This is a genomic window from Pseudoalteromonas sp. SIMBA_162, from assembly GCF_046535955.1.
Taxonomy (GTDB): Bacteria; Pseudomonadota; Gammaproteobacteria; order Enterobacterales; family Alteromonadaceae; genus Pseudoalteromonas; species Pseudoalteromonas marina.
In genome coordinates this window covers 1-234 of sequence record NZ_JAWJBQ010001272.1, presented here as the reverse complement: position 1 = coordinate 234, position 234 = coordinate 1, and the positions used below count along the sequence as shown (strand labels likewise).

Genomic DNA, 234 nt, shown 5'->3' with positions numbered 1-234 from the left:
CCCTGGGCATAAAATGTTGAACCTTCCGTTACCGGGCCTTTACTTAGAACGATGACCTGATGCTGGTCAGCCAGGCGTAGCGCCAGTGAAAGTCCGGCTGCGCCGCTACCGATAATCAACACGTCAGATGAATGTTCAGGGAGAGTATTCATTTTCTTTGTTTAATTTACTAAACATGGTTTGGTCAGCATAGCATCATGTTGTGCGAATAAACACCTGCTATTTTAATATTTG

1 protein-coding gene is annotated in these 234 nt (G+C 44.4%); it reads right to left on the bottom strand.

Features of this window, described 5'->3' with window-relative positions; translation table 11 throughout:
- Positions 1 to 152, bottom strand: a 152-nt coding sequence (locus R0J88_RS23735; RefSeq protein WP_410901418.1) for an FAD-dependent oxidoreductase, incomplete at its 3' end; no start/stop codon positions are given.
- Positions 153 to 234: the final 82 nt, after the last annotated feature.